This window comes from Gluconobacter sp. ESL1110 (genome assembly GCF_058107395.1).
In genome coordinates this window covers 587,501-606,727 of the sequence record NZ_JBYLUK010000008.1, presented here as the reverse complement: position 1 = coordinate 606,727, position 19,227 = coordinate 587,501, and the positions used below count along the sequence as shown (strand labels likewise).

20 protein-coding genes (1 of these 20 running past the window's edge) are annotated in these 19,227 nt (G+C 53.4%); 8 read left to right on the top strand and 12 right to left on the bottom strand.

The window, feature by feature from the left end:
* The first annotated feature begins 57 nt into the window (after nucleotides 1–57).
* Together AC3B6F_RS11305 and AC3B6F_RS11300 are read left to right on the top strand one after the other, a co-directional pair.
* Nucleotides 58–963, top strand: coding sequence for a DMT family transporter (locus AC3B6F_RS11305; RefSeq protein ID WP_061929364.1), 906 nt, complete (start codon nucleotides 58–60; stop codon nucleotides 961–963).
* Nucleotides 964–966: 3 nt separating this feature from the next.
* Nucleotides 967–1,308, top strand: coding sequence for a hypothetical protein (locus AC3B6F_RS11300; RefSeq protein WP_489824430.1), 342 nt, complete (start codon nucleotides 967–969; stop codon nucleotides 1,306–1,308).
* Here the strand turns inward: AC3B6F_RS11300 and AC3B6F_RS11295 are convergent.
* A complete protein-coding gene (locus AC3B6F_RS11295; protein WP_489824429.1) occupies nucleotides 1,299–2,225 on the bottom strand; it encodes a LysR family transcriptional regulator in 927 nt (308 codons plus the stop codon). The two genes, AC3B6F_RS11300 and AC3B6F_RS11295, sit on opposite strands and share 10 nt — an antisense overlap.
* Before the next feature lie 101 nt (nucleotides 2,226–2,326).
* On the opposite strand from AC3B6F_RS11295, the gene AC3B6F_RS11290 reads away from it, so the two are divergent.
* The 3 genes from AC3B6F_RS11290 (at nucleotide 2,327) to AC3B6F_RS11280 (ending at nucleotide 4,495) form a co-directional block, all read left to right on the top strand.
* Nucleotides 2,327–3,151: a DODA-type extradiol aromatic ring-opening family dioxygenase gene (locus AC3B6F_RS11290; RefSeq protein ID WP_489824428.1), complete on the top strand. Its 825-nt coding sequence runs from the start codon at nucleotides 2,327–2,329 to the stop codon at nucleotides 3,149–3,151.
* 37 nt (nucleotides 3,152–3,188) lie between these two features.
* Nucleotides 3,189–3,791 carry a YceI family protein gene (locus AC3B6F_RS11285; RefSeq protein WP_489824427.1) on the top strand — a complete coding sequence of 201 codons (603 nt, stop codon included), beginning with the start codon at nucleotides 3,189–3,191 and terminating at the stop codon, nucleotides 3,789–3,791.
* A 98-nt stretch (nucleotides 3,792–3,889) separates the two neighbouring features.
* A complete protein-coding gene (locus AC3B6F_RS11280) occupies nucleotides 3,890–4,495 on the top strand; it encodes a glutathione binding-like protein (RefSeq protein WP_489824426.1) in 606 nt (201 codons plus the stop codon).
* 75 nt (nucleotides 4,496–4,570) lie between these two features.
* Here the strand turns inward: AC3B6F_RS11280 and AC3B6F_RS11275 are convergent, their stop codons facing one another.
* The gene (locus AC3B6F_RS11275) at nucleotides 4,571–4,900 is read right to left on the bottom strand and encodes a hypothetical protein (protein WP_023945580.1); all 330 of its coding nucleotides are present in this window, start codon (nucleotides 4,898–4,900) and stop codon (nucleotides 4,571–4,573) included.
* Nucleotides 4,901–5,034: 134 nt separating this feature from the next.
* Complete coding sequence (locus tag AC3B6F_RS11270; protein ID WP_489824425.1) at nucleotides 5,035–5,448, bottom strand: RcnB family protein; 414 nt, start codon at nucleotides 5,446–5,448, stop codon at nucleotides 5,035–5,037.
* A 279-nt stretch (nucleotides 5,449–5,727) separates the two neighbouring features.
* Here AC3B6F_RS11270 and AC3B6F_RS11265 point away from each other — a divergent pair, with 279 nt between their 5' ends.
* Nucleotides 5,728–7,920, top strand: a complete 2,193-nt coding sequence (locus tag AC3B6F_RS11265) for a TonB-dependent receptor (protein WP_489824424.1) — start codon at nucleotides 5,728–5,730, stop codon at nucleotides 7,918–7,920.
* 15 nt (nucleotides 7,921–7,935) lie between these two features.
* Here AC3B6F_RS11265 and AC3B6F_RS11260 read toward each other — a convergent pair whose 3' ends face one another.
* The 5 genes from AC3B6F_RS11260 to AC3B6F_RS11240 form a co-directional block, all read right to left on the bottom strand.
* Nucleotides 7,936–8,574 carry a TetR family transcriptional regulator gene (locus AC3B6F_RS11260; RefSeq protein WP_034881279.1) on the bottom strand — a complete coding sequence of 213 codons (639 nt, stop codon included), beginning with the start codon at nucleotides 8,572–8,574 and terminating at the stop codon, nucleotides 7,936–7,938.
* Nucleotides 8,571–10,250 carry a SulP family inorganic anion transporter gene (locus AC3B6F_RS11255; RefSeq protein WP_489824423.1) on the bottom strand — a complete coding sequence of 560 codons (1,680 nt, stop codon included), beginning with the start codon at nucleotides 10,248–10,250 and terminating at the stop codon, nucleotides 8,571–8,573. The genes AC3B6F_RS11260 and AC3B6F_RS11255 overlap by 4 nt, the downstream gene beginning before the upstream one ends.
* Before the next feature lie 62 nt (nucleotides 10,251–10,312).
* Entirely contained in the window at nucleotides 10,313–12,211 is a 1,899-nt protein-coding gene (gene acs / locus AC3B6F_RS11250; protein WP_489824422.1) for an acetate--CoA ligase, read from the bottom strand.
* Nucleotides 12,212–12,360: 149 nt separating this feature from the next.
* Entirely contained in the window at nucleotides 12,361–12,921 is a 561-nt protein-coding gene (locus AC3B6F_RS11245; RefSeq protein WP_489824421.1) for a 5' nucleotidase, NT5C type, read from the bottom strand.
* A gap of 120 nt (nucleotides 12,922–13,041) precedes the next feature.
* Complete coding sequence (locus AC3B6F_RS11240; protein ID WP_489824518.1) at nucleotides 13,042–13,569, bottom strand: hypothetical protein; 528 nt, start codon at nucleotides 13,567–13,569, stop codon at nucleotides 13,042–13,044.
* A 273-nt stretch (nucleotides 13,570–13,842) separates the two neighbouring features.
* Here AC3B6F_RS11240 and AC3B6F_RS11235 point away from each other — a divergent pair, with 273 nt between their 5' ends.
* Nucleotides 13,843–14,799 carry a ribokinase gene (locus AC3B6F_RS11235; protein ID WP_489824420.1) on the top strand — a complete coding sequence of 319 codons (957 nt, stop codon included), beginning with the start codon at nucleotides 13,843–13,845 and terminating at the stop codon, nucleotides 14,797–14,799.
* A 45-nt stretch (nucleotides 14,800–14,844) separates the two neighbouring features.
* On the opposite strand, the gene AC3B6F_RS11230 is transcribed toward AC3B6F_RS11235, so the two are convergent.
* Genes AC3B6F_RS11230 through AC3B6F_RS11215 form a run of 4 tightly spaced genes read right to left on the bottom strand, consistent with a single transcriptional unit; the run spans nucleotide 14,845 to nucleotide 18,304 of the window.
* The gene (locus tag AC3B6F_RS11230; protein WP_282858010.1) at nucleotides 14,845–15,417 is read right to left on the bottom strand and encodes a PqiC family protein; all 573 of its coding nucleotides are present in this window, start codon (nucleotides 15,415–15,417) and stop codon (nucleotides 14,845–14,847) included.
* The gene (locus AC3B6F_RS11225; protein ID WP_489824419.1) at nucleotides 15,414–16,376 is read right to left on the bottom strand and encodes an MlaD family protein; all 963 of its coding nucleotides are present in this window, start codon (nucleotides 16,374–16,376) and stop codon (nucleotides 15,414–15,416) included. Before AC3B6F_RS11225 ends, AC3B6F_RS11230 begins: the two co-directional genes overlap by 4 nt.
* Nucleotides 16,376–17,149, bottom strand: a complete 774-nt coding sequence (locus tag AC3B6F_RS11220; RefSeq protein ID WP_489824418.1) for an ABC transporter ATP-binding protein — start codon at nucleotides 17,147–17,149, stop codon at nucleotides 16,376–16,378. Before AC3B6F_RS11220 ends, AC3B6F_RS11225 begins: the two co-directional genes overlap by 1 nt.
* A 3-nt stretch (nucleotides 17,150–17,152) precedes the next feature.
* A complete protein-coding gene (locus AC3B6F_RS11215) occupies nucleotides 17,153–18,304 on the bottom strand; it encodes an MlaE family ABC transporter permease (protein WP_489824417.1) in 1,152 nt (383 codons plus the stop codon).
* A gap of 209 nt (nucleotides 18,305–18,513) precedes the next feature.
* Between AC3B6F_RS11215 and AC3B6F_RS11210 the strand changes: the two genes are divergently transcribed.
* Nucleotides 18,514–19,227, top strand: partial view of a S1/P1 nuclease gene (locus AC3B6F_RS11210; RefSeq protein ID WP_489824416.1) — the 5' portion only. The gene runs 189 nt beyond the window's last position; the window shows 714 of its 903 coding nt (coding positions 1–714); its start codon is at nucleotides 18,514–18,516; its stop codon lies beyond the right edge, outside the window.

Genomic DNA, 19,227 nt, shown 5'->3' with positions numbered 1-19,227 from the left:
TCCTGTCATAATGAGGATGACTTCCCCGATGGGGTTCATATTTGCTACGGCATGGCAATGACAAATTCAGTTGGTCGCTTCCTTTTCCTGTTTGTAGCTGTCGCCATTCTGTCGTGGGCCAGTGCCTACCCGGTTGTGCGGATCGCGCTGCATGATTTTGCCCCTATCCCTCTGGCTGCGTTGCGCTACGCGATTGCGGCTGTCATGGCGGCAGGATGGCTTCTCTGGAAACGACCCGCTCTTCTGCGCCTCTCTGACGTTCCTCAGGTTCTGGCCTGTGGGGTGGTTGGTATCACGCTGTACAATATTTTCTTCAACTGTGGAGAAATGACGGTTTCTGCCGGGGCCGCAAGCCTTCTCATCAGTGCGGCTCCCCTGATGGCGGGTCTGATGGCCATGGCCTTTCTTGGAGAGCGGATGTCTCTTTGGGGCTGGGCAGGGTCCATCCTGAGTTTCACAGGCGTTGTTCTGATTGCCGAAGGGCAATCCGGTGGCCTGTCCTTTGGTTCAGGGGCAACCCTCGTTTTTGGGGCGGCCGTTTGCGGGGCGCTTTACACCAATTTGCAAAAGGGCCTCATTCATCGTTATGGAGCCCTGACAACCATTGCTTATGTTCTGATCAGTGGCGCTCTGTTTCTTAGCCCGTGGCTGCCTGCTGGTATCAGCAGCTTCGTCCATGGATCTTTTGCCAGTCAGGTTTCTGTTCTTGAGCTTGGCATCTTTCCTGCGGCCATCGGATACGCGGCATGGGCCTTCGTCATCGGTCATCTGGGGGCAACACGCGGTGCTGCCCTGCTTTATCTCCTGCCCCCCGTGACAATGCTTCTGGCTTATATTCTGACCAATGAAATTCCGACGGCCCGAACCCTTCTGGGAGGGGCCATCGTCATGGCGGGCGTAGTTCTGACCAACACATGGGGCAGGCGCCCTGTCATTGCCAAAGCCGGACGCACTGCGGGATAACAAATGCAGCTTTCTGTTTGTGTTGTGACAGATCTCGTGGATTGGCCGGTGGCCCGAAGGTCTGACGCTGTGCTGATTTCAGATCAGGAAGAAGAGGGCTGGGCAAGGCAAATTTCGCTCCCCCCTCCATCCCCGTTTCGCAAAACTCATGGGGCAGGGTGTTCCTGCTGTTCCCGTGACGAGCTTTCCGTCATCATGGCTCAACTGTTTCAGGACCATGTTCTGGGTATTGGTCAGTCGTTCAGTCAGGTTGTTGTTCTCGTAAAGACTGACGAGCGTTCAGAGGTTCTTTCGATGCTGGAGCAGGACGTCCTCGTGCGCGCCCGTTATCGCCTTCAGGACTGAGTAAAAGTCTGCTCCCAAGGGGGAACTGGCGCATAGTGTTCTGCCAGAAAGTCGATCATGGCTCTGACTTTCGGGGGAACATGGGTCGAGGGGACATAGACGGCATGCAGGTCCGGTCCATCCAGAACAGGCATATCAAGGGTAAGGGGGCGTAGACGGCCGGAACGGAGCTCATCCGCCACGATAAATGTGGGCTGATACAGTATACCTTGACCTGCAAGTGCCGCCGTTCTCAGAACGTCCCCGTTATTAGCGCGCAGAGTACTGTGAATGGGGATGGTGCGCTCGCCATTCCGGCCGAAACTCCATCGCGCCGAGCCTACGGCATCACTTAATGTATAGCCCAGACAATTGTGCTGCTGCAGGTCACGGACGGTTTTCGGGGTGCCATGCTGCTCCAGATAAGATGGGGCCGCGCAGAGTGTGAAACTGATGTGGGCCAGGCGCCGGGCCTTGAGGCTGCTGGGAGGGAGATGGCCAATGCGCAAGGTCAGATCCCAGCCTTCCGTAATGGGATCAACCCGACGGTCATCTACACCAAGTTCAACCGTTACGAGCGGGTATCTCCGGCTGAACTCCGGCAAAAGTGGCGCCACATGACGGATTGCAAAGGAAACCGGTGTATTCAGCCGTAGTAGACCTCGAGGCTCCAGCGCTTCGGCTGATACTTCCTGCTCCATGTCTTCGAGGTTTGAGAGCAGTATCTGGCATCGATCCAGATAGAGGCGTCCCGGTTCCGTCAGGGACAGACGCCGCGTACTGCGATGAAACAGCGCAATGCCAAGATGGTTTTCCAGAGCAGAGACATGTTTGGTGACCATCGTCTGTGACAGATTCAGAGAACGGGCCGCTGCTGCAAAACTGCCTTGTCCGACCACCCGAACGAAAACCTGCATACTGGTAAGTCGATCCAGCATCTCATACTCCGGGTATTAGATAACTTTCCTGAAGTCAGGATTATCGTCCTATAAGTTTGATGACAACCTCCTCATCAACTTACGAGAAGGAGGAGCGTTTCATGGTCGACATTTCAGAGCAGACAGTCGAGGTGAAGCGCCAACCTGTGCTTTTCATACCTCATGGCGGCGGACCATGCTTTTTTATGGATTGGCCTCACGTCTGGGACCGCATGGGCGTGCACCTTCGCGACATCGGTAAGACACTCCCGCGACGCCCCTCAGCAATCGTTGTCGTGTCCGGACATTGGGAGACTGACCGTCCGACCGTCACAACAGGCAAAGCGCCACCATTGATCTACGACTACTACGGCTTCCCGGAGCATACTTACGCCCTGCAATATCCTGCTCCTGGATCACCAGAAGTGGCGCATCATGTGAGGCGTCTTCTGGAAGACGCCGGAATTGCGAGCGATGAGGACGATCAACGTGGCTTTGACCACGGGGTATTCATCCCCTTTCTGCTTGCCTTTCCGGAAGCCGAAATTCCAGTTGTGGAACTGTCTCTCCCGCGTCACGCATCAGCCGTTGATGTCATGGCAATCGGGGAGGCGCTTGGACCACTGCGGAATGAGAATATCCTGCTGGTTGGAACGGGCATGTCGTATCACAATCTGCGTCGTTTTCTCCGTCCCGATAAGGAAGCGGATGAACACTCCAGACAGTTTAACACCTGGCTGCATCAGGCTGTGACTTCTTTCCCACCACAGAGGGCTTCTGCGCTGGCTTCGTGGGAAGATGCCCCTTTTGCGAAAGACTGTCACCCTGAGGCAGAGCATCTCTTGCCGTTAATGTTTGTCGCAGGTGCCGCCGGAACGGAGTGCGGTCATCGCGATTACAATGATACCGTTATGGGAAAGGCATTGTCCGGCTTCCGTTTCGGCTGACATTTTTCTTCTTCATACTTTCAGAAAGGATCCTGTCATGAAGGCAGAACTCTCCGGCGTAATCGCCGCACTTTCGATCACTCTTGCTGCCGGCAGCGCTCTTGCGGCTCCGCCGGCGGATATCAAATCCGGCACATACAAGGTTGAATCTGGCCATACACAGGTCAATTTCTCTGTCCTGCACTTTGGCTTTACCTATTATTCGGGGCAGTTTTCGAACGTGAGCGGCACCCTGAAACTTGACGCCGCTCATCCTTCATCCTCCAAACTCTCCGTGACTATTCCTGTTGCCAGCGTTGCAACATCGAGCAGCGTTCTGACGGATGAACTGAAAAATCCGGAATGGTTCGATGCCACGAAGTATCCTGATGCGACGTTTGTTTCGACGCAGGTCTCGCCAGTAGGCGCCGAAGACGCTGTTGTCAGCGGAAACCTTACACTTCACGGCATCACCAAGCCTGTCGTGCTGCATGTTCATTTTGTCGGTTCTGGCGTGAACCCGATGGATAAGGCCTATACAGTTGGCTTCCAGGCGACAGGCACAATCCACCGGAGTGATTTTGGGGTGAAGAAGTACGTCCCCTATGTCAGCGATGACGTGAACCTGACAATCGCCGGTGCATTCGAAAAGCAACCGTAAGCGTTGGAGGAAGAAATGGCGTGAGGCTACGGCCTCCCGTCTTTGGCTTTTTTTAATGGGCACGATCCATCGCATGGCTCGTGTATGAGGAGAACACCATGAAGCTTTATTACAAGCCAGGAGCCTGTTCACTGGCTGCCCATATCATTCTGAATGAAATCGGAAAGCCTTACAGTCTTGAAAAAGTGGATACAGCCACCAAAAAGACGGAAACCGGTGCTGATTACCTGCTGATCAATCCTCGTGGTGCAGTTCCCGCAATCGAAATCGAGCCTGGCGTTGTGCTGACACAGAATTCAGCCATTCTTCAGTATATTGGAGACCACTCCGATATCACGGCATTCAAGCCTGCGTCCGGGTCTCTGGAGCGCGCCAGACTTCAGGAAGCATTGGGCTTCTGTGGAGACCTGCACACCGCTTTTGGTGGGTTGTTTGCGCCGGGCCTGACACAGGATGCTGAAAAATCAGTCCACGAACAGATTCATCGCCGGATGACACAGTTTGAAGACATGCTGTCAGATGGGAAAGCGTATTGGCTGGGTGATGATTTCACACAGGCTGATGCCTATGCGGCTGTGATCATGACATGGGCGGTTTTCAAGAAACTTGATATTTCCCATCATCGTAAAGCCTGGGCCCTGAGAGAGAAAGTGATGGCACGTCCATCCGCCAAACGTGCGTTTCAGGAAGAAGTCCTGGCCTGAGCGAAAACGCTATAAGTCAGGTCACAGAAAGCTGGGGCGCAAAATCCCTGGCTTTCTAGACGAAGCAACCTTTTTCTATCGAACGCTATCGACGTGATAGCCGTTGGCCATACGATAAGTAATCAGAAAGTGCTTTCTGGTCTTATGGCTCTCATACCATTCTTGGGAAAAATAATTGCTTAAGGGGTGGCCGTGGAGGTCATAGGTCACTTTGTAAGAGACTGGATCATCACTGTCCCCGGTGATTTTTTCTACGCTGATGACTTTTGCAATAGCGACATGCGTGATCGAATCATCACCTGAGACTTTTCCCCAACCTAGAAAACCAAATACGCTTAAAGCCACGACAAGGGTGAGGGCCGAGCAGAGGCCTAGCCAGTCCTTGGCGTTAGGGGAAAGAGGCATAGAAGAACCTTCCTGAAAATATCAGATGCACATATCCAGATCACTCTTCAGGTGCATCTAAAATATTCTTTTATCAGGGCAATGGTTCGATGCGTGCAAAGGCCCGGGAGATTTTCCCCAAGCCTTTCTGTCTGTCAGTAAGGTCCAGGAGGTGGGGGCGGTGGTTGATATCCTGGAGGTGGCGGTGGCGGATTAGCGACTGCACCTCCCACCACACCGGCAATCAGGCCAGTTGCAATGGCGGTCAAAAGGTACTGGTTTCCGTACTGCATCCAGTAATAACCACGTGGAGGCTGCCATAAGCCTTGGCGACCGCGCCAGTCGTTAATGATCCCTCCATTATTTCTCGGACCTGTATAGCGTTCTCCTTTGCGCCATACGTGGTTTCGATCAAATGAATCCTGCCTGTCGTAACGGCCGCCATCATTGCGAAAGCCACCCGATCTGCCTGGATCTCCGCCACCACGGTACGGATCAGCCGACGCTACATTGACCGAAATGGCCAGCATCCCGCTCACGAGAACGCCAGCGATAATCTTTTTACGCATAGAACTGCCTTTCTCAACATGGTTCGGGGCGACAGAGCCGTTTTCCGAACATGCCTATGAAGAAGATATCGCGTGGGTAGCGTGGCAGTAATATGGCGTATGCCTTTATCAATGATTTCCGATTGTAACCAAGGCTCGTGTCAGACTGTACCAGATTTGAAACACCCTGCACAAAAAAACGGCCATCTCGTAAAAATTGGGATTTATATAAATTGTGGCACTCAGTGCCAAAATGTAGAAGGTCCAGAGACTCTAAGAGACAGCGTACAGGATAATGGCATGAAAATCTCGCGATTTGCGATGTGTCTTCTCGCAGGTTCGGTCATGAGCAGCGTTTCGGCTCGCGCTGCGGAGACCCAGACGAACGTACCGGAAAACTCGTCTGCTAAAAAAGCCGTGGACTCATCCAAATCTGAACAGATTACCGTCCATCGTCGGAGCGGTACCGGAACGGTCGCAGATTATCGTACCAAGGAAGCGTCGCTTGGGCCGCTGGGCACCCGGTCTATCCTGGATACTCCACTGTCTGTGATGGTGGTTCCACATGATGTTCTTGTGAATCAGCAGTCCAGAAATATCAATGATCTCATCGCGTTCGTACCTTCCGCGCAGCTTGAGATGCGTGGCGATCCGAACACCAGCCGTCCGCAGTCCCGCGGGTTTGAGGGAGATGTAATTTCCAACTCCCGGATGGATGGCCTCAATATGGTCATCACGACACCTTATGCGGCTGAACAGTTTGAAAGCTTGCAGGTTCTGAATGGCCTTGCCGGGGCCGTCTATGGTCCACAAAACCCTGCCGGGACTTTTGACTTTACCCTGAAACGGCCAACTGACCGGAAAACCGAGCGTTTCGTTGTCGGGGTGGATTCAAACGGCGCTCCGATGGAGAGCGTCGATCTCTCAGGACGTGTGGGACATAACAAGTGGTTTGGATATCGCCTTAACCTGCTGAATCAGAACGGGGAAGGATACGTCGCGGATTCCCATATGCGCCGAAATCTGGTGAGTGGGGACTTTGATATTCATATCTCCCCTCAAACCGTTATTCAGATTGACGCCAGCCAGTACACTTATGCGCAACGTGGCTATCCGGGTGGCTTTTCCTATAGCACAGCCATTCAGCTTCCCACTGCACCTGACCTGAGCCAGAAGGGCTACGGCCAGAAGCAGGCGGGTTATAATATGGAAACCGACACCGCCCTGATGAAGATTATTCATCACTTCAATGATAACTGGAGCCTGAAACTGGGCGGTATGTGGGAAAACGCTGGTCGAAACGTCTTCAGCGTTGGCAATCAGCTGCTCAATTCATCCGGTCGCTACAACCAGACGATTTCCGCAGCAACAACAGCCAATGATTTCGTCGCAGGCAGCAACATGGCCTACCTGAACGGCCTGTTCCACACGGGGCCGTTAAAGCACCAGATCGAAGTCGGAACAAACGGCTACGTCATGGGGAATTATAACCCGACGTCATCCACAGGAAATATTACGCTGGGGCAGGCGACCATTGGCAATCCGCGGACCATCTCCAGTGTGCAGCCTTATTATTCCGGTCGTTACAAGTCTGCCGATACCATGACGCAGTCTTTGCTGGCAGGGGATACAATTTCCCTTGGTAAGCACTGGTCTATCATGGGGACGCTTGCCTGGAGCTGGCTGAGCACGAATAACTATTCGAAAGCGGCTGTAAAGACTTCAACCTACAGCAAGTCTGCGGCTTTCAGTCCTATGACAAGCCTGATTTACAAGCCGGCATCCAATCAAACCGTTTATTTCACATGGGGTCGTTCCCTACAGGCAGGGACGACGGCTCCGGTCGGTGCGGTGAACGTCAATGAAGTGACGGCCCCTCTGCGTTCTGAGGAATATGAGGTCGGATACAAAATCCTTGTCGCCAAACGGCTTCAGTTGAATGTTGCAGGGTTCCGGATGTCACGGCCGTTTGGCTACACAGACCCTGTGACGTATGTGTATTCCAATTACGGTATTCAGCGGAATTATGGTGTCGAGTTTCAGGCATCCGGAAATATTACGGAAAACCTGAGCGTTCTCGGCGGCATGACGTGGCTTGATGCACAGCTTCTCAATACGGGCGTTGCCAAGACGTCTTACAAGCAGGTCGTTGGTGTGCCGCCTCTTATGGCGAATGTTCTGCTGGATTATCGCCTGCCGTTCCTGAAGGGCGGGGCGGTGAATGCAAATGTTCATTACATGGGCCGTCGTGCGGCAAATGTTTACAATACAACCTTTGCACCGTCTTACGTGACGCTTGATCTTGGCGCCCGCTACGCAACACATGTTTATCAGCAACCGCTGGTTTTCCGCTTCGGGGTAAATAACGTGACGAACCAGGCTTACTGGGCGTCCGTTTATCCTTCCAGCATCAATGGGGGTGGAACGGCGACTAATTCTGCCGTTGCAGGCCTACCAAGAACTTACCACTTCTCCATCGAACTGGATCTTTAAGAGATAAAAGTCCTCTCAGCCTAAACTGAGAGGACTGTCCTCCATCCACAGAAGTGGATGAAAAGTAAAAGCGCGGCGAAGCAGATCTTCAAGATCGGCTTCGCCTTCCGTCTTCATCCATTCATCAACAGCAGTTCGATATGTCGCAATAGCTGTGCGAGCAATCAATCGTGCGGCAAGAGAGGGCATATCGGTGGGAGGAAGGCGTGCCATCAGCGCTTTAGCCAGTGCTTCTTCCCACTCTTCGTATTTCTGCAAACTGACGCTACGCAACGCTGGTTCATGCTCCAGAAGCTGAACCAGAGCATAAGCATATTCCCTGTTTGCCGTAATGCGATGGACAACAGGCAGAAGTGCCAACAGAACCATATCCTGCAAAGAAGCATCCGGGCTGGCGGATGCAATTGCATTCTTCAGCGCCTCAGTCATTTCGCTGGTCCAGGCGAGGATGATGTCCCCTTTGCCCGAGAAATAACGGAACAGGGTTCGACGCGAGACATTGGCCGCTTCTGCAATCTGCTCTACCGATGTCTCCTCGTAGCCCTGCTTCGAGAACAGTCGCAGAGCTTCCCATGCCAAGGCTGTGGCCGTCCGATCTTTTTTACTTTGTCGGCGCGTAAGGTCTTTTTTATCGTCCTGCTGACCGTCCATCATGGCGCTGCAGCACTTTGCTCTGATTGGGAGAGCCACTGCCGGGCAGAGGCCAGAGCGGTGTGGAGTTCCTCAAACAGGTTCTCAATGCCAATCACACCAATGAGGCGATGACGGTTCATGTCTGCTTTTAAGTCAGGACTGACGCGTCCGAAAAACATCCTCACTCCCCGCAGGTTCAGATTTTGAAGGAGAGATCGCAAATCCTCCGCAGCCGAATAATCAATATCCGTAACCGGGCTACACTCTACCACAATACATCGCACAGGATGAGGGGCATCATTCACAAGGGTTAGAATGTCTCGGCTGAACCGGGCCGAGTTCGCATAGAACAGGTCTGCACAGAAGCGGAAGACGATCAGGCCAGGCTGAGTTTCAAGGCCGCCTTTGGCAGGAACGGACTCAAGCGCACCGTTCGTTCCAAAGGGCTGAAGCACGGCCGTATGAGGCGCATAGCTGTGCCGGACGTGCCGAAAAAGTGACAGGGCGATCGCCAGAAGAATACCCTGCTCAACGCCTGAAACCAGAACAACGATTGCAGTTGTCAAAGCGAGCCAGAATTCACCGGGGCTTTCACGGCGGATGGCGAGTAGCGAGTGGATTTCGATCATCCCGATTGCTACCGTGAACACAATAGCGGCCAGAACGCATTGGGGGAGATACTGCAAGGGACCCGTAAAGAACAGGAGAACAAGCAGGGTAAGAATTGAAAAGGTGAGTTGGGCTATCTGGCTATGTGCACCGGACCGTACCGCCATAGCCGTTTGTGTTGGACTGCCATTAACGGTGAATGTCCCGGATAATGCTGCGGCCGTATTGGCAATCCATAACCCTTCCAGATCCTTGTTCTCATCAAGGGGTTCGTTAAACAAGGTCGCAAAAGACCGGGAGGTTGCGGCGCTCTGTGTGATGATCACGAAGACGCAGGACGCTGCGATCGGAAGAAGCGATACAAACTCGCTCCAGGCAATAAGCGGCACCCCAAAATGAGGAAGGCCGCCACTGACGGACCCGAGCGTCGAAACGCCAAGATATGAAAGCCTGGCATATTTGCTCAGCGCTATGCTTCCGATGACCACACATAATGCGGCCGGAAAGCGCGGTGAAAAACGGTTGAGAAGGAGAATGACACCAATTGTCGCAGCAGCCAGACACATTGAAAGGCCATTGGCCTGATGCAGATTGTCAAAGGTTTGGACAAGTTGACGAAGGGGCGTGTGCGCATCGCTCTGAACACCCATCAGTTCATGCAGCATGGAGATCATGATTTGAGCTCCCACGCCTGTCATGAAGCCCACTAGGACGGTGCGGGAAAGAAAATCAGCCAGAAAACCAAGCCGAAACAGGCGTGCGATAAGAAGCAGTCCCGCTGCAGTAAGGGCTGTCGCATTCACAAGTGTGATGTAGTGGGCACTTCCGATCGGCGCTAAAGCGCTCAGAGAGCCGGAAAGAATAGCCGCTGTAGCGGAATCTGCAGCCACGACAAGGTGCCGGGAAGACCCGAAGAGCGCAAACCCTGCCAAAGGAAGCAGGACGGTATAAAGCCCTGTAACGGCAGGCATGGCCGCTATCCGGGCATACCCCAGAACTTGCGGAATATTGGTGAAAGCAAGAGACATTCCGGCGAGAATGTCGCTCCGCCACGTAGCGGGGATTACGATGCGCCGGAATAGCCCCATAATATTCTGCCTTTCGGATGGCTTGGCTGGACCCTTATCAAGGATCCGACCAGAGGCATCAGTCAGCCCTGCACAATACGGATCAGAACGTCCACGATTTCCGGATCGGCGAGTGTCGAAAGATCGCCCAACCCGTCTGTTTCCCCACAGGCGATCTTACGCATCAGGCGTCGTACGTTCTTTCCAGAACGCGTTTTCGGTAGATCCGGGACGATGTAGACTTTCTCCGGCACCGCATAGCGCCCGACCTTGGCCGTAATGGCGCGAACCGCAAGCATTTCCAGTTCCGGATGAGACGGATCGCGTGCAACAGCATAGACGATGATCCCTTGACCCTTCAGGTCATGCGGAATGCCAATGGCAGCGCTTTCGACAATAGCATGCTCGGCAGCCAGTGCGTCTTCAATCTCGGCGGACCCGATCCGATGACCGGAGACATTGATGACGTCATCAACCCGCCCCGTGATCCAGTAATATCCGTCTTCATCACGGCGCGCACCATCACCCGTGAAGTAATGACCGGGATAAGGGCGCAGGTAAGTCGTCTGAAAAAGTGCGTCGTCGTTCCAGATGGTCAAAGCGCGACCCGGCCAGGACCCATCCAGACACAAAACCCCTTCGGTCGCCCCGTCCAGAACCTGCCCTTTGTCATCCAACAGCACAGGATGAACGCCCGGAAGAGGGAGAGTGGCAGAAGCAGGCTTTTCTTTGACCGCACCGGGCACAGGCGAAATCATGATGCCGCCACTCTCTGTCTGCCACCATGTATCGACGAATGCGCATCGACCACCACCGATCACGTCATCAAACCAGGACCATGCTTCCTGACTGATCGGCTCTCCAACAGTTCCCAGAACGCGCAAAGACGTCAGGTCATATTGACGTGGCAGATCGTTGCCTTCCCGCATCAGGGCACGAATGGCCGTTGGGGAGGTGTAGAATGTTGTAACCTTGTGGGACTGAATAACCTCCCACCAGCGACCGGGGGTCGGATGAGATGGCATACCTTCAAACAGAAGGATGGTTCCACCGTTCGAAAGTGGGCCGTAAACGACGTAGCTGTGGCCTGTAATCCAGCCAATATCTGCCGTGCACCAGAAAACATCGCCCTTCTGATGATCAAAGACCAGTTCATGCGTGTAGGAGGCCCATGTCAGGTAACCACCAGTTCCGTGAACAATACCTTTGGGCTTTCCGGTGCTGCCTGACGTATAAAGCAGAAACAGCGGGTCCGTAGAGGCCATCGTTTCGGCAAGGCAGGAGGTCTCGGCTTTTTCTAGAAGCGGGGTCAGCAGTTCATCGCGACCGGCCTGCATCGGAACCGGCTCATCCGTCACACTGACCACCAGAACACTCCGAACGGACAGTGTCTCAGGCCGCAGGCTCAGGGCAGAGTCCATGGTGGTTTTGAAAGGAATGCGTTTTGCCCCACGGCGTCCAACATTTGCCGTGATAACCAGTGTTGCACCGCTATCGGCCAGTCGATCCGCAATGGCTTCCGGCGAAAAACCGCCAAAAAGCACAACATGAATGGCCCCCAGTCGGGCACAGGCCAACATGCCAACCACACCTTCGATAACAGTCGGAAGGTGAATCGCAACCCTGTCGCCACGAGAGATCCCGTGGTCGCGCAGGACATTGGCCATCTGGCAAACACGCGCATGCAGATCACGGTAAGTCAGGCGAACAACATGATCGGCTTCTTCCGCCTGCCAGATCAGGCCAATCTGTTCTCCTCTGCTCTCAAGATGACGGTCCAGACAATTCACGCTGGCATTCAGCGTTCCGTCTGCAAACCAGCCGTTTCCGGTATCCTGCGCGGAGGAGGGAGATCTGATCCAGTCCAGTCGTGTGCTCTGGTTCTGCCAGTAAGCTTCCGGGTTCTGCTGTGCTGCGTCTGTAAGAGCACTGTAATCGGAAGGGGAAAGGCGGAATGCGCCAGAGCGGAACGGGGTGGACATAAAAGAAGCGTGCTCACAGACCAGAAGCTGAAAACGGGAGCAAAGCTGTATCGTAAACTGAGGCACAAAGCCAAAAGCAAAAAAACCAAAGCAGCTTACAATATTGTAATATTATTATCCGCGTTTCGCCGCATGGTCAGCCTGAGAACTCACTCTTTTTGAGAGTGCAGTTGGCCACTCAGATAAGAAACAGCCTCGTGCCAGTTATTGACGCGGGGAGACCACGCTACGTTCTGGTTATGAAGGGCGGAGAAAAGAACGCCCTGACCCTGAAAATTACGGAAATGCCGCACATTGTCGTCGATCAGATAGTCTGCAGCGAGAATGTTTTTATGGCCGCAAAAAACGATATTGAGTGGGGAAATAAAAGGAAAATTCTTCTGAAGCCACCGAAATTTGGGCGCACAGGATGCAGGATATTCCATCGCAGCAGTCGTAATGAAAATATCAAAATTCTGACTAAGATGTTTCAGTGCTTCTTTGGCACCGGGCATGACCGTCAGATCAGCAAAGAACTCTCCGGCATGGAGGAGTTTCTGCATGTCCTCAGCATGTTCCGGCGCGGCCAGATCTCCCAGATGTCGACCTTTTAATTCGTCATCAGTCCAAGTGTATCCATGGGTAACCTGATACCAGAGACGTTGCGCAGCAAAAGCATCCGCGATCACTTCGTCCATGTCGATGGCAATACGTAAGCGGCGGTTTCCCATGGTTCCAGACTCCTGAACGGGCTTCATAAAAGAAGTTTCTCCCGTTCAGGGTCTCAGATCAATGTGGCTTTGCTCTGTTTGCAGGACAAAAGGCTGTCAGGCCAAGGCTTTGCTCCAGAACTAGCGCAGACGTCTGCCTTCCTTGATGCCATAGAAAATGAAGTGCAGGAAAAGATCCCCTTCATATTCTGCAAGATCGGGATTGGCTGCGCGATAATCGTGCGGGCTGAAAAAACGGTTTGGCTGCCGACCCTCGCGATATCCAGATTCTCTATAATGTGTTGCGGCATCAAATCCAGCGGCTGCAACATCAGGGTATTCGCGGACATACCAAGCGCTGTCAAAAGCACAGACCATGTCGGTAAGGAAAGGGTTTACGACGGGTACTGAAACGACTTCCGTCTCTATTACTTCAACTTTTGCTTTCGGCTCCTGCGCAGCTTCAACAACTGGCTCGGCTTTTTTTGTACGGGCGGAGGTTGCGGGTTTTTTTGTCGTGGAACGGGAGGTGGTCTGGCGGCTGTTAGAAGACATAACGGACAGAACCTTTTGAGCTATATCTGTTTCGAGCAGGACGCACGGCAGGTCCGTCCAGACCTCAGTGCAAAACAAGTGAATGTGTGAAGGATAGCTTAACAATGAGGGCATTAAAATCAAAATAATACTCTTCTGATAGAAAATAATATTGGAAGAGAAATGGAAAAATTCAGAAGTTTTTGAGGGGCGGATGAGGTGAAATGTGTCACTCGTGGAAATGGCATGAGAAGCGCTGTTTTCGGATGTTTTTTATAATGGCCGTCTGCAGATCAAAGGTGTCATGCAGGCGTTTCCTGATCACATTACCCCCGAATGATGCACGTGATGCTGACGGAAAGTCATGTGAAGTGTTAAAGAGGGGCTTCTTTTTATTGAGATGAAGCCATGTCCGACAACACCCCTCTGATCCTGTCTTTTGGAAGCATTAATATTGACGTTACGGCTCGGGCTGCCCGTCTGCCGCGGCCAGGAGAGACAGTTCATGGGGAAAGCTACGCCGTCATGCTGGGTGGCAAAGGCAGCAATCAGGCTGCGGCGGCAGGACGGCTTGCGGCCGGATCCGGAGTGCAAGTTGCTCTCGCAGGTCGGATTGGTCAGGACGGCTTTGGTATACAGGCGCGTCAGGAACTGGAGCGCTTTGGTGTGGACCTTTCTCCTCTGCGTAAAGATACGGCCAATCCAACCGGTATTGCCTTGATTGGAATTGATGGAAGCAGCGAAAACTGCATCACTGTTGTTGGTGGCGCAAATATGGCTGTTGATGAAACGGATGTCTCGTCCGCCGACGCGTGGTTAAGGCGCGCCAAAGTTCTTCTGCTGCAATTGGAAATTCCGCAGCCTGCGGTTCTTGCTGCGGCACGGCGTGCGCGTAGCGCTGGGGCTATTGTAGTACTTGATCCAGCTCCCGCACCGGAACACGGACTTCTGGAAGGTCTTTGGCAGGAAATCGATATTCTGACGCCCAATGAGAGCGAAACATTTCAATTGACGGGTATCCGCCCTGACACTGTTGAGGATGCGGCACGCGCAGCGGAGGCTCTGCTTACCAAAGGAGTAAAAGCAGCTCTTGTGAAAATGGGGAGTCGCGGCGTGTTCTGGCATGATGGTACGCAGAGCGGATATAGCGCGCCGTTTCGGATTCAATCTGTCGATACGGTTGCGGCAGGAGACTGCTTCAATGCCGGGTTGGCGTTTGCCTTGGCGCAGGGACATACCCTCGAACACGCGGTACGTATCGCGTCAGCATGTGGAGCTCTTGCGACAACGCGGCATGGCGCGGCGGACGCAGCGCCAGAATGGAGCGATGTCGTGACTTTGATGGCCACTCAACCCGCGGAGTGAGCAGGGGCATATCGCAGGGCAGTTCGTTATCCCTGCGATATATTTTTAGAGCTGTGGAGTTGAGGCTCCGATTGCCGCGGAAAGTTGCTCAACCAAATCGCGTGTCAAAGCAACGTTCCCTGCATCCGTGACAATCGAGCCGCGGGCTGTGAAACTTGCCCGATGATGCATGACAGGTTTCTTCTCGTTTGAGGGAATGAAAGACCAGTCCGCTTCCAGTGTGCCCTGACCGTCTGCGGCAATATCCAGTCGTGTGACCGTGATGTTCAGTCGCGTCCCAGGCGTTGATGCTGAACTCTGCGACGTTACGAAAACGGATGGCCAAATCTGCGAGAGTCTGGCGGTGACGAGATCCGTCACCCCGCGTGACAGGCGGCTTGCCCATCGGCCATGCGGGCTACGGTCCAGAACGTCTCCGTGTCTGACAAGCATATCCTGACTATCCAGGTAATCAGGTACTTGCACCGGATCGACAGTAACAACCGGCGTGGTGGGGCCAAGCGCGGTAGTTGTGCTTGCAATGGCGGGGGCGCCCAGAGTGTAGAACTGGATAGGTGCGGAGGCGCATCCGCTCAGTAGCAATCCTGTAACGGCTAAAGAAGCAAAAGAGAGTTTCATGGGCGGCGTCCCGTCAGCAGAAGTTGCGGATTGCGTTCGACATCATTGGCAAAGCCGCGAAGTGCAGAAGCAGCAGAGGCCAGGTCCCGCAGACTTGCCTCCAGATTGGCTCTCTCAGAAGAGCGGGGGGAGGTCATGCTCTGAACATTGCTCAGGCTTTGATCCGCTCTCTGGATCATGGCATTGCTGTTTTCCAGAAGTTGATGGAGATCCTTGCCGCGCGCGTTGAGTTGCTCTGATCCGGCATCGGCCAGCCTGTTCAGGCTTTTAAGTGTCTGTTCAAGTTGCGGCTGAAGATGAGTGATCAGATCTCGACTGGCATCAACCATGTCCCGACTATGATCGGACGTGGAACGAATACTTTCGATCAATATAGGAAGATCGCGGTCCAGCCTGTCAGAAAGTTCCCGCACTGCCGCAAGGGACGCATTGGCATTATCCCCCAGCTCTTTGAGGGGAAGATTCTGCAGGGTTTGGGACATGGCCTGAATGGAAGACTGTTTGGTAGGAATTTCCGTCATCGTTGCAATTGCGGGATGCAGAACAGCTGGAACTTCCGGAGCGAAATCCAGATCAATCTCGGACGAACCTGTAACGAAGCTTTTAAGGTTCATTTCCCCCCGTAGACCTTGGGAGACCAGATCCCTGATCGTTGGAAGGTGATGCGCTGAATTGCCTGTCAGGGCGATATTATCGGGACGCATGGTCACATACACGGGAATGTAAGCGTCTTTTGTCTCCGGGTTGTATTCGATGACAACCTTGTCCACCGCGCCAACCTGTACGCCACGAAACGTGACGGGAGCGCCGACGGAAAGCCCGGAGGACGCACCGTGGAAAATCAGGACAGCCTTTTCCATGCGGGTGAAGGGATGAAAGTTACCGAAAAGCACAAACGCCCCAACGGCCAGCCCGATACCGCCTACGACAAAGGCACCGACAAGAGCTTGCCTGTTCATCAATTGCGTCCTTCTTCGTCACGTTCCCGATGCATGAAAGCATGGACCTGAGGTTCATCACAGTGATCGCGCAGGTCTCGTGGAGAGCCATGAGCGATGGGTATTTTGGTTTTGGCATCCAGGAAGATGCCATCGTCAGCGATATGGAAAAGGCTGGAGAGTTCATGGCTGACGATCACAATCGTCGCCCCCAGCCCATCCCGGAGATTAAGGATCAGATCATCCAGACGGGCTGATGTAATAGGGTCCAGACCGGCAGACGGCTCGTCGAAAAACAGAACGTCCGGATCAAGCGCGATGGCGCGCGCCAGACCTGCACGTTTGCGCATACCGCCACTGATTTCGGAAGGCTGAAGGTCGATGGCTTGTAACATCCCAACAAAACCAAGCTTCAGTTCAACTAGTCTTCGGATGACATCGGGCTTCAGATCCGTAAACATCTGAAGGGGAAGAGCGACATTTTCCCCGATTGTCATGGAGCTCCAGAGCGCACCACTCTGAAACAGAACACCGAACCGATGATTAAGCTCGGTTCTCTCTGCTTCAGACCCATCCCAATATGGAACATCATCGACAAAATATTCCCCGGTGGTCGGGCGAAGCAGCCCAATCATGCTTTTCAGAAGCGTGCTTTTACCGCACCCTGATCCACCCATGACCGCAAAAATACTGCCCTTTTTGACGTCCAGAGTAATGTTCTTCTGAATGACCTTGGGGCCGAAAGCGAGTGTGACGTCTTTCATGGAAAGAACGGTTGGTCTGGTGTCGCTCATGGATCAGATCCCCACCACATCGGCGATAACGGCAAAGATGGCGTCGATGGCGATGACGCCAACAATTCCAACAACCACGGCGCGTGTTGCGGCAATGCCGACGTCTGCGGCTGATCGTCCGGCCTTTAGTCCGATGCGGCAACTGGTGAGGCCGATGAATGCCCCAAAGACAATGCTTTTCACGAATGCGAAGATGAACTGGCCAATCCCGAAGGACGTTACGGTCTGATGGAAATATCCGGCAGCCGTAATATCGAGCATTGAAATAGCCACGACGAAGCCGCCGAGCATCCCGACCAGGCAACCATAGAGATACAGAAACGGCATGGTGATGACGAGCGACAGAACGGCAGGCAAAATCAGATAAGTAGATGTCGGGATACCGAAAACATTCAGCGCGTCGATTTCTTCATTACCCTGCATGGTCGAGATGCGGGCAGCGTAAGATCCGCCTGTTCTGCCAGCCATAATGATGGCCGTCATGACAGCCGCCATTTCACGCACCATTGCAATCCCAACCAGGCTCGCAACATAGATCCCGGCTGCAAATTTCTGGAGTTCCACAGCACCAACGAAAGCGAGAATGGCCCCAACGAGAAAATTGACGATGCCTACAATTAGCAAAGCGTAGGGGCCGGCATTCGTCGTATCGGTCAGAAGATCGATAAACCGCATTCGGCTGCGACCGCTTAACGCCAGAAAGCCGCCCTTCACCGTCATGGCGCCAAGGCTGGCAACGGTTCCGATTTCCGTCAGGCCACTCAGCGTGCGCCCGCCGATGGCTTCCAGAAAGGGAAGACGTTTCGGACTGGGAGCAGGTTTGGCCGCCGGAACATCTGGCAGAAGATCAAGTAATTGCCGCATCGGTGCCGGAAGACTCTGTGTCTCCAGAGTGATGTGCCTGTCATGACCTATGCGTTTGACATCCCACAGGAAAGCAATAAGCCCTGTGTCCCAGCGCGCTGTTTCACGTGTATCAAATGCAAGCACACTTCCGGCCGGAGCATCGTCGAGACCATTCTTCGGAAAAGAGGGAATGCTGCCGCTGCGGGCTGTCCAGGAACCTTGCAGAGACAGAACCGGACCGTTCTCTCCGCTTGACAGCTTCCAGCTTGGAGCAGAGGCACCTTTTGTTTGTGGGTCCGACTGTTGCAAGTGTACCTCGATGTTTGGGTCAGCTTGTTCTTGTTCCTGTGTAAGGGCAGACGCGCTTACTGAAAAGGCATTACTGAACCGTTCGGTCATTTTAGGGTGAATAAAAAACAGCCCTGTTAGCACCGGCAACCCTGCCGGTTTTTCTTGTGAGCATTCCACAAGAATGAGAGAACGAAATCAGCTTTCATCTTTAATTTGAGATTTTCTCTATGCGCTCATGGATATTCCCTGCTGCTTTAGCTTGCGTTTCCGTAATTCTCAGTACTCCGCAGGCTCACGCATGGGGACCATATGGCCATGCGATTGTTGCTGACATTGCTCAGGACCGTCTGACACCGGAAGCTGCAAAGGTCGTGCAAGCTCTTCTTGCTTTGGAGGGGCATCAAACATTAGATCAGGTTGCATCCTGGCCCGATACGATCGGACATGTTCCCAAAAAGAAGGGCGGTCTCCCGCAAACATTGGTGTGGCATTATGTCGACACAGATGTTGCCCATCCGGCCTACGAACGTGAGCGTGATTGTGCGGACGGCAATTGCGTTGTTGAAAAACTTCCAGAGTTTGAAAAGCAACTGGCAGATCGTTCAGCCACACCGCAGCAGAGGCTGGATGCTCTCAAATGGGTTGTGCATCTTGTAGGTGATTTGCATCAACCCTTGCACGCGGCTGAACGCGATCATGACAAAGGCGGAAATGCCATTCGTCTTTCCTATTATGGAGAAACAGAGAACGGGCATATGAATCTTCATGCTCTTTGGGATGAGGGCGTGCTGGATCGTCAGGCTTCGCTGGTTGTAGGGCCACATTACACGATTGATTTTACCAAAGCCCGCGCAGAGGCCAATCAATTGTCTTCAACCATTACAGCAGACGAAACGACATATTGGGTTGCTGATCTGGCTGGAGGTGATGTGTATCACGCG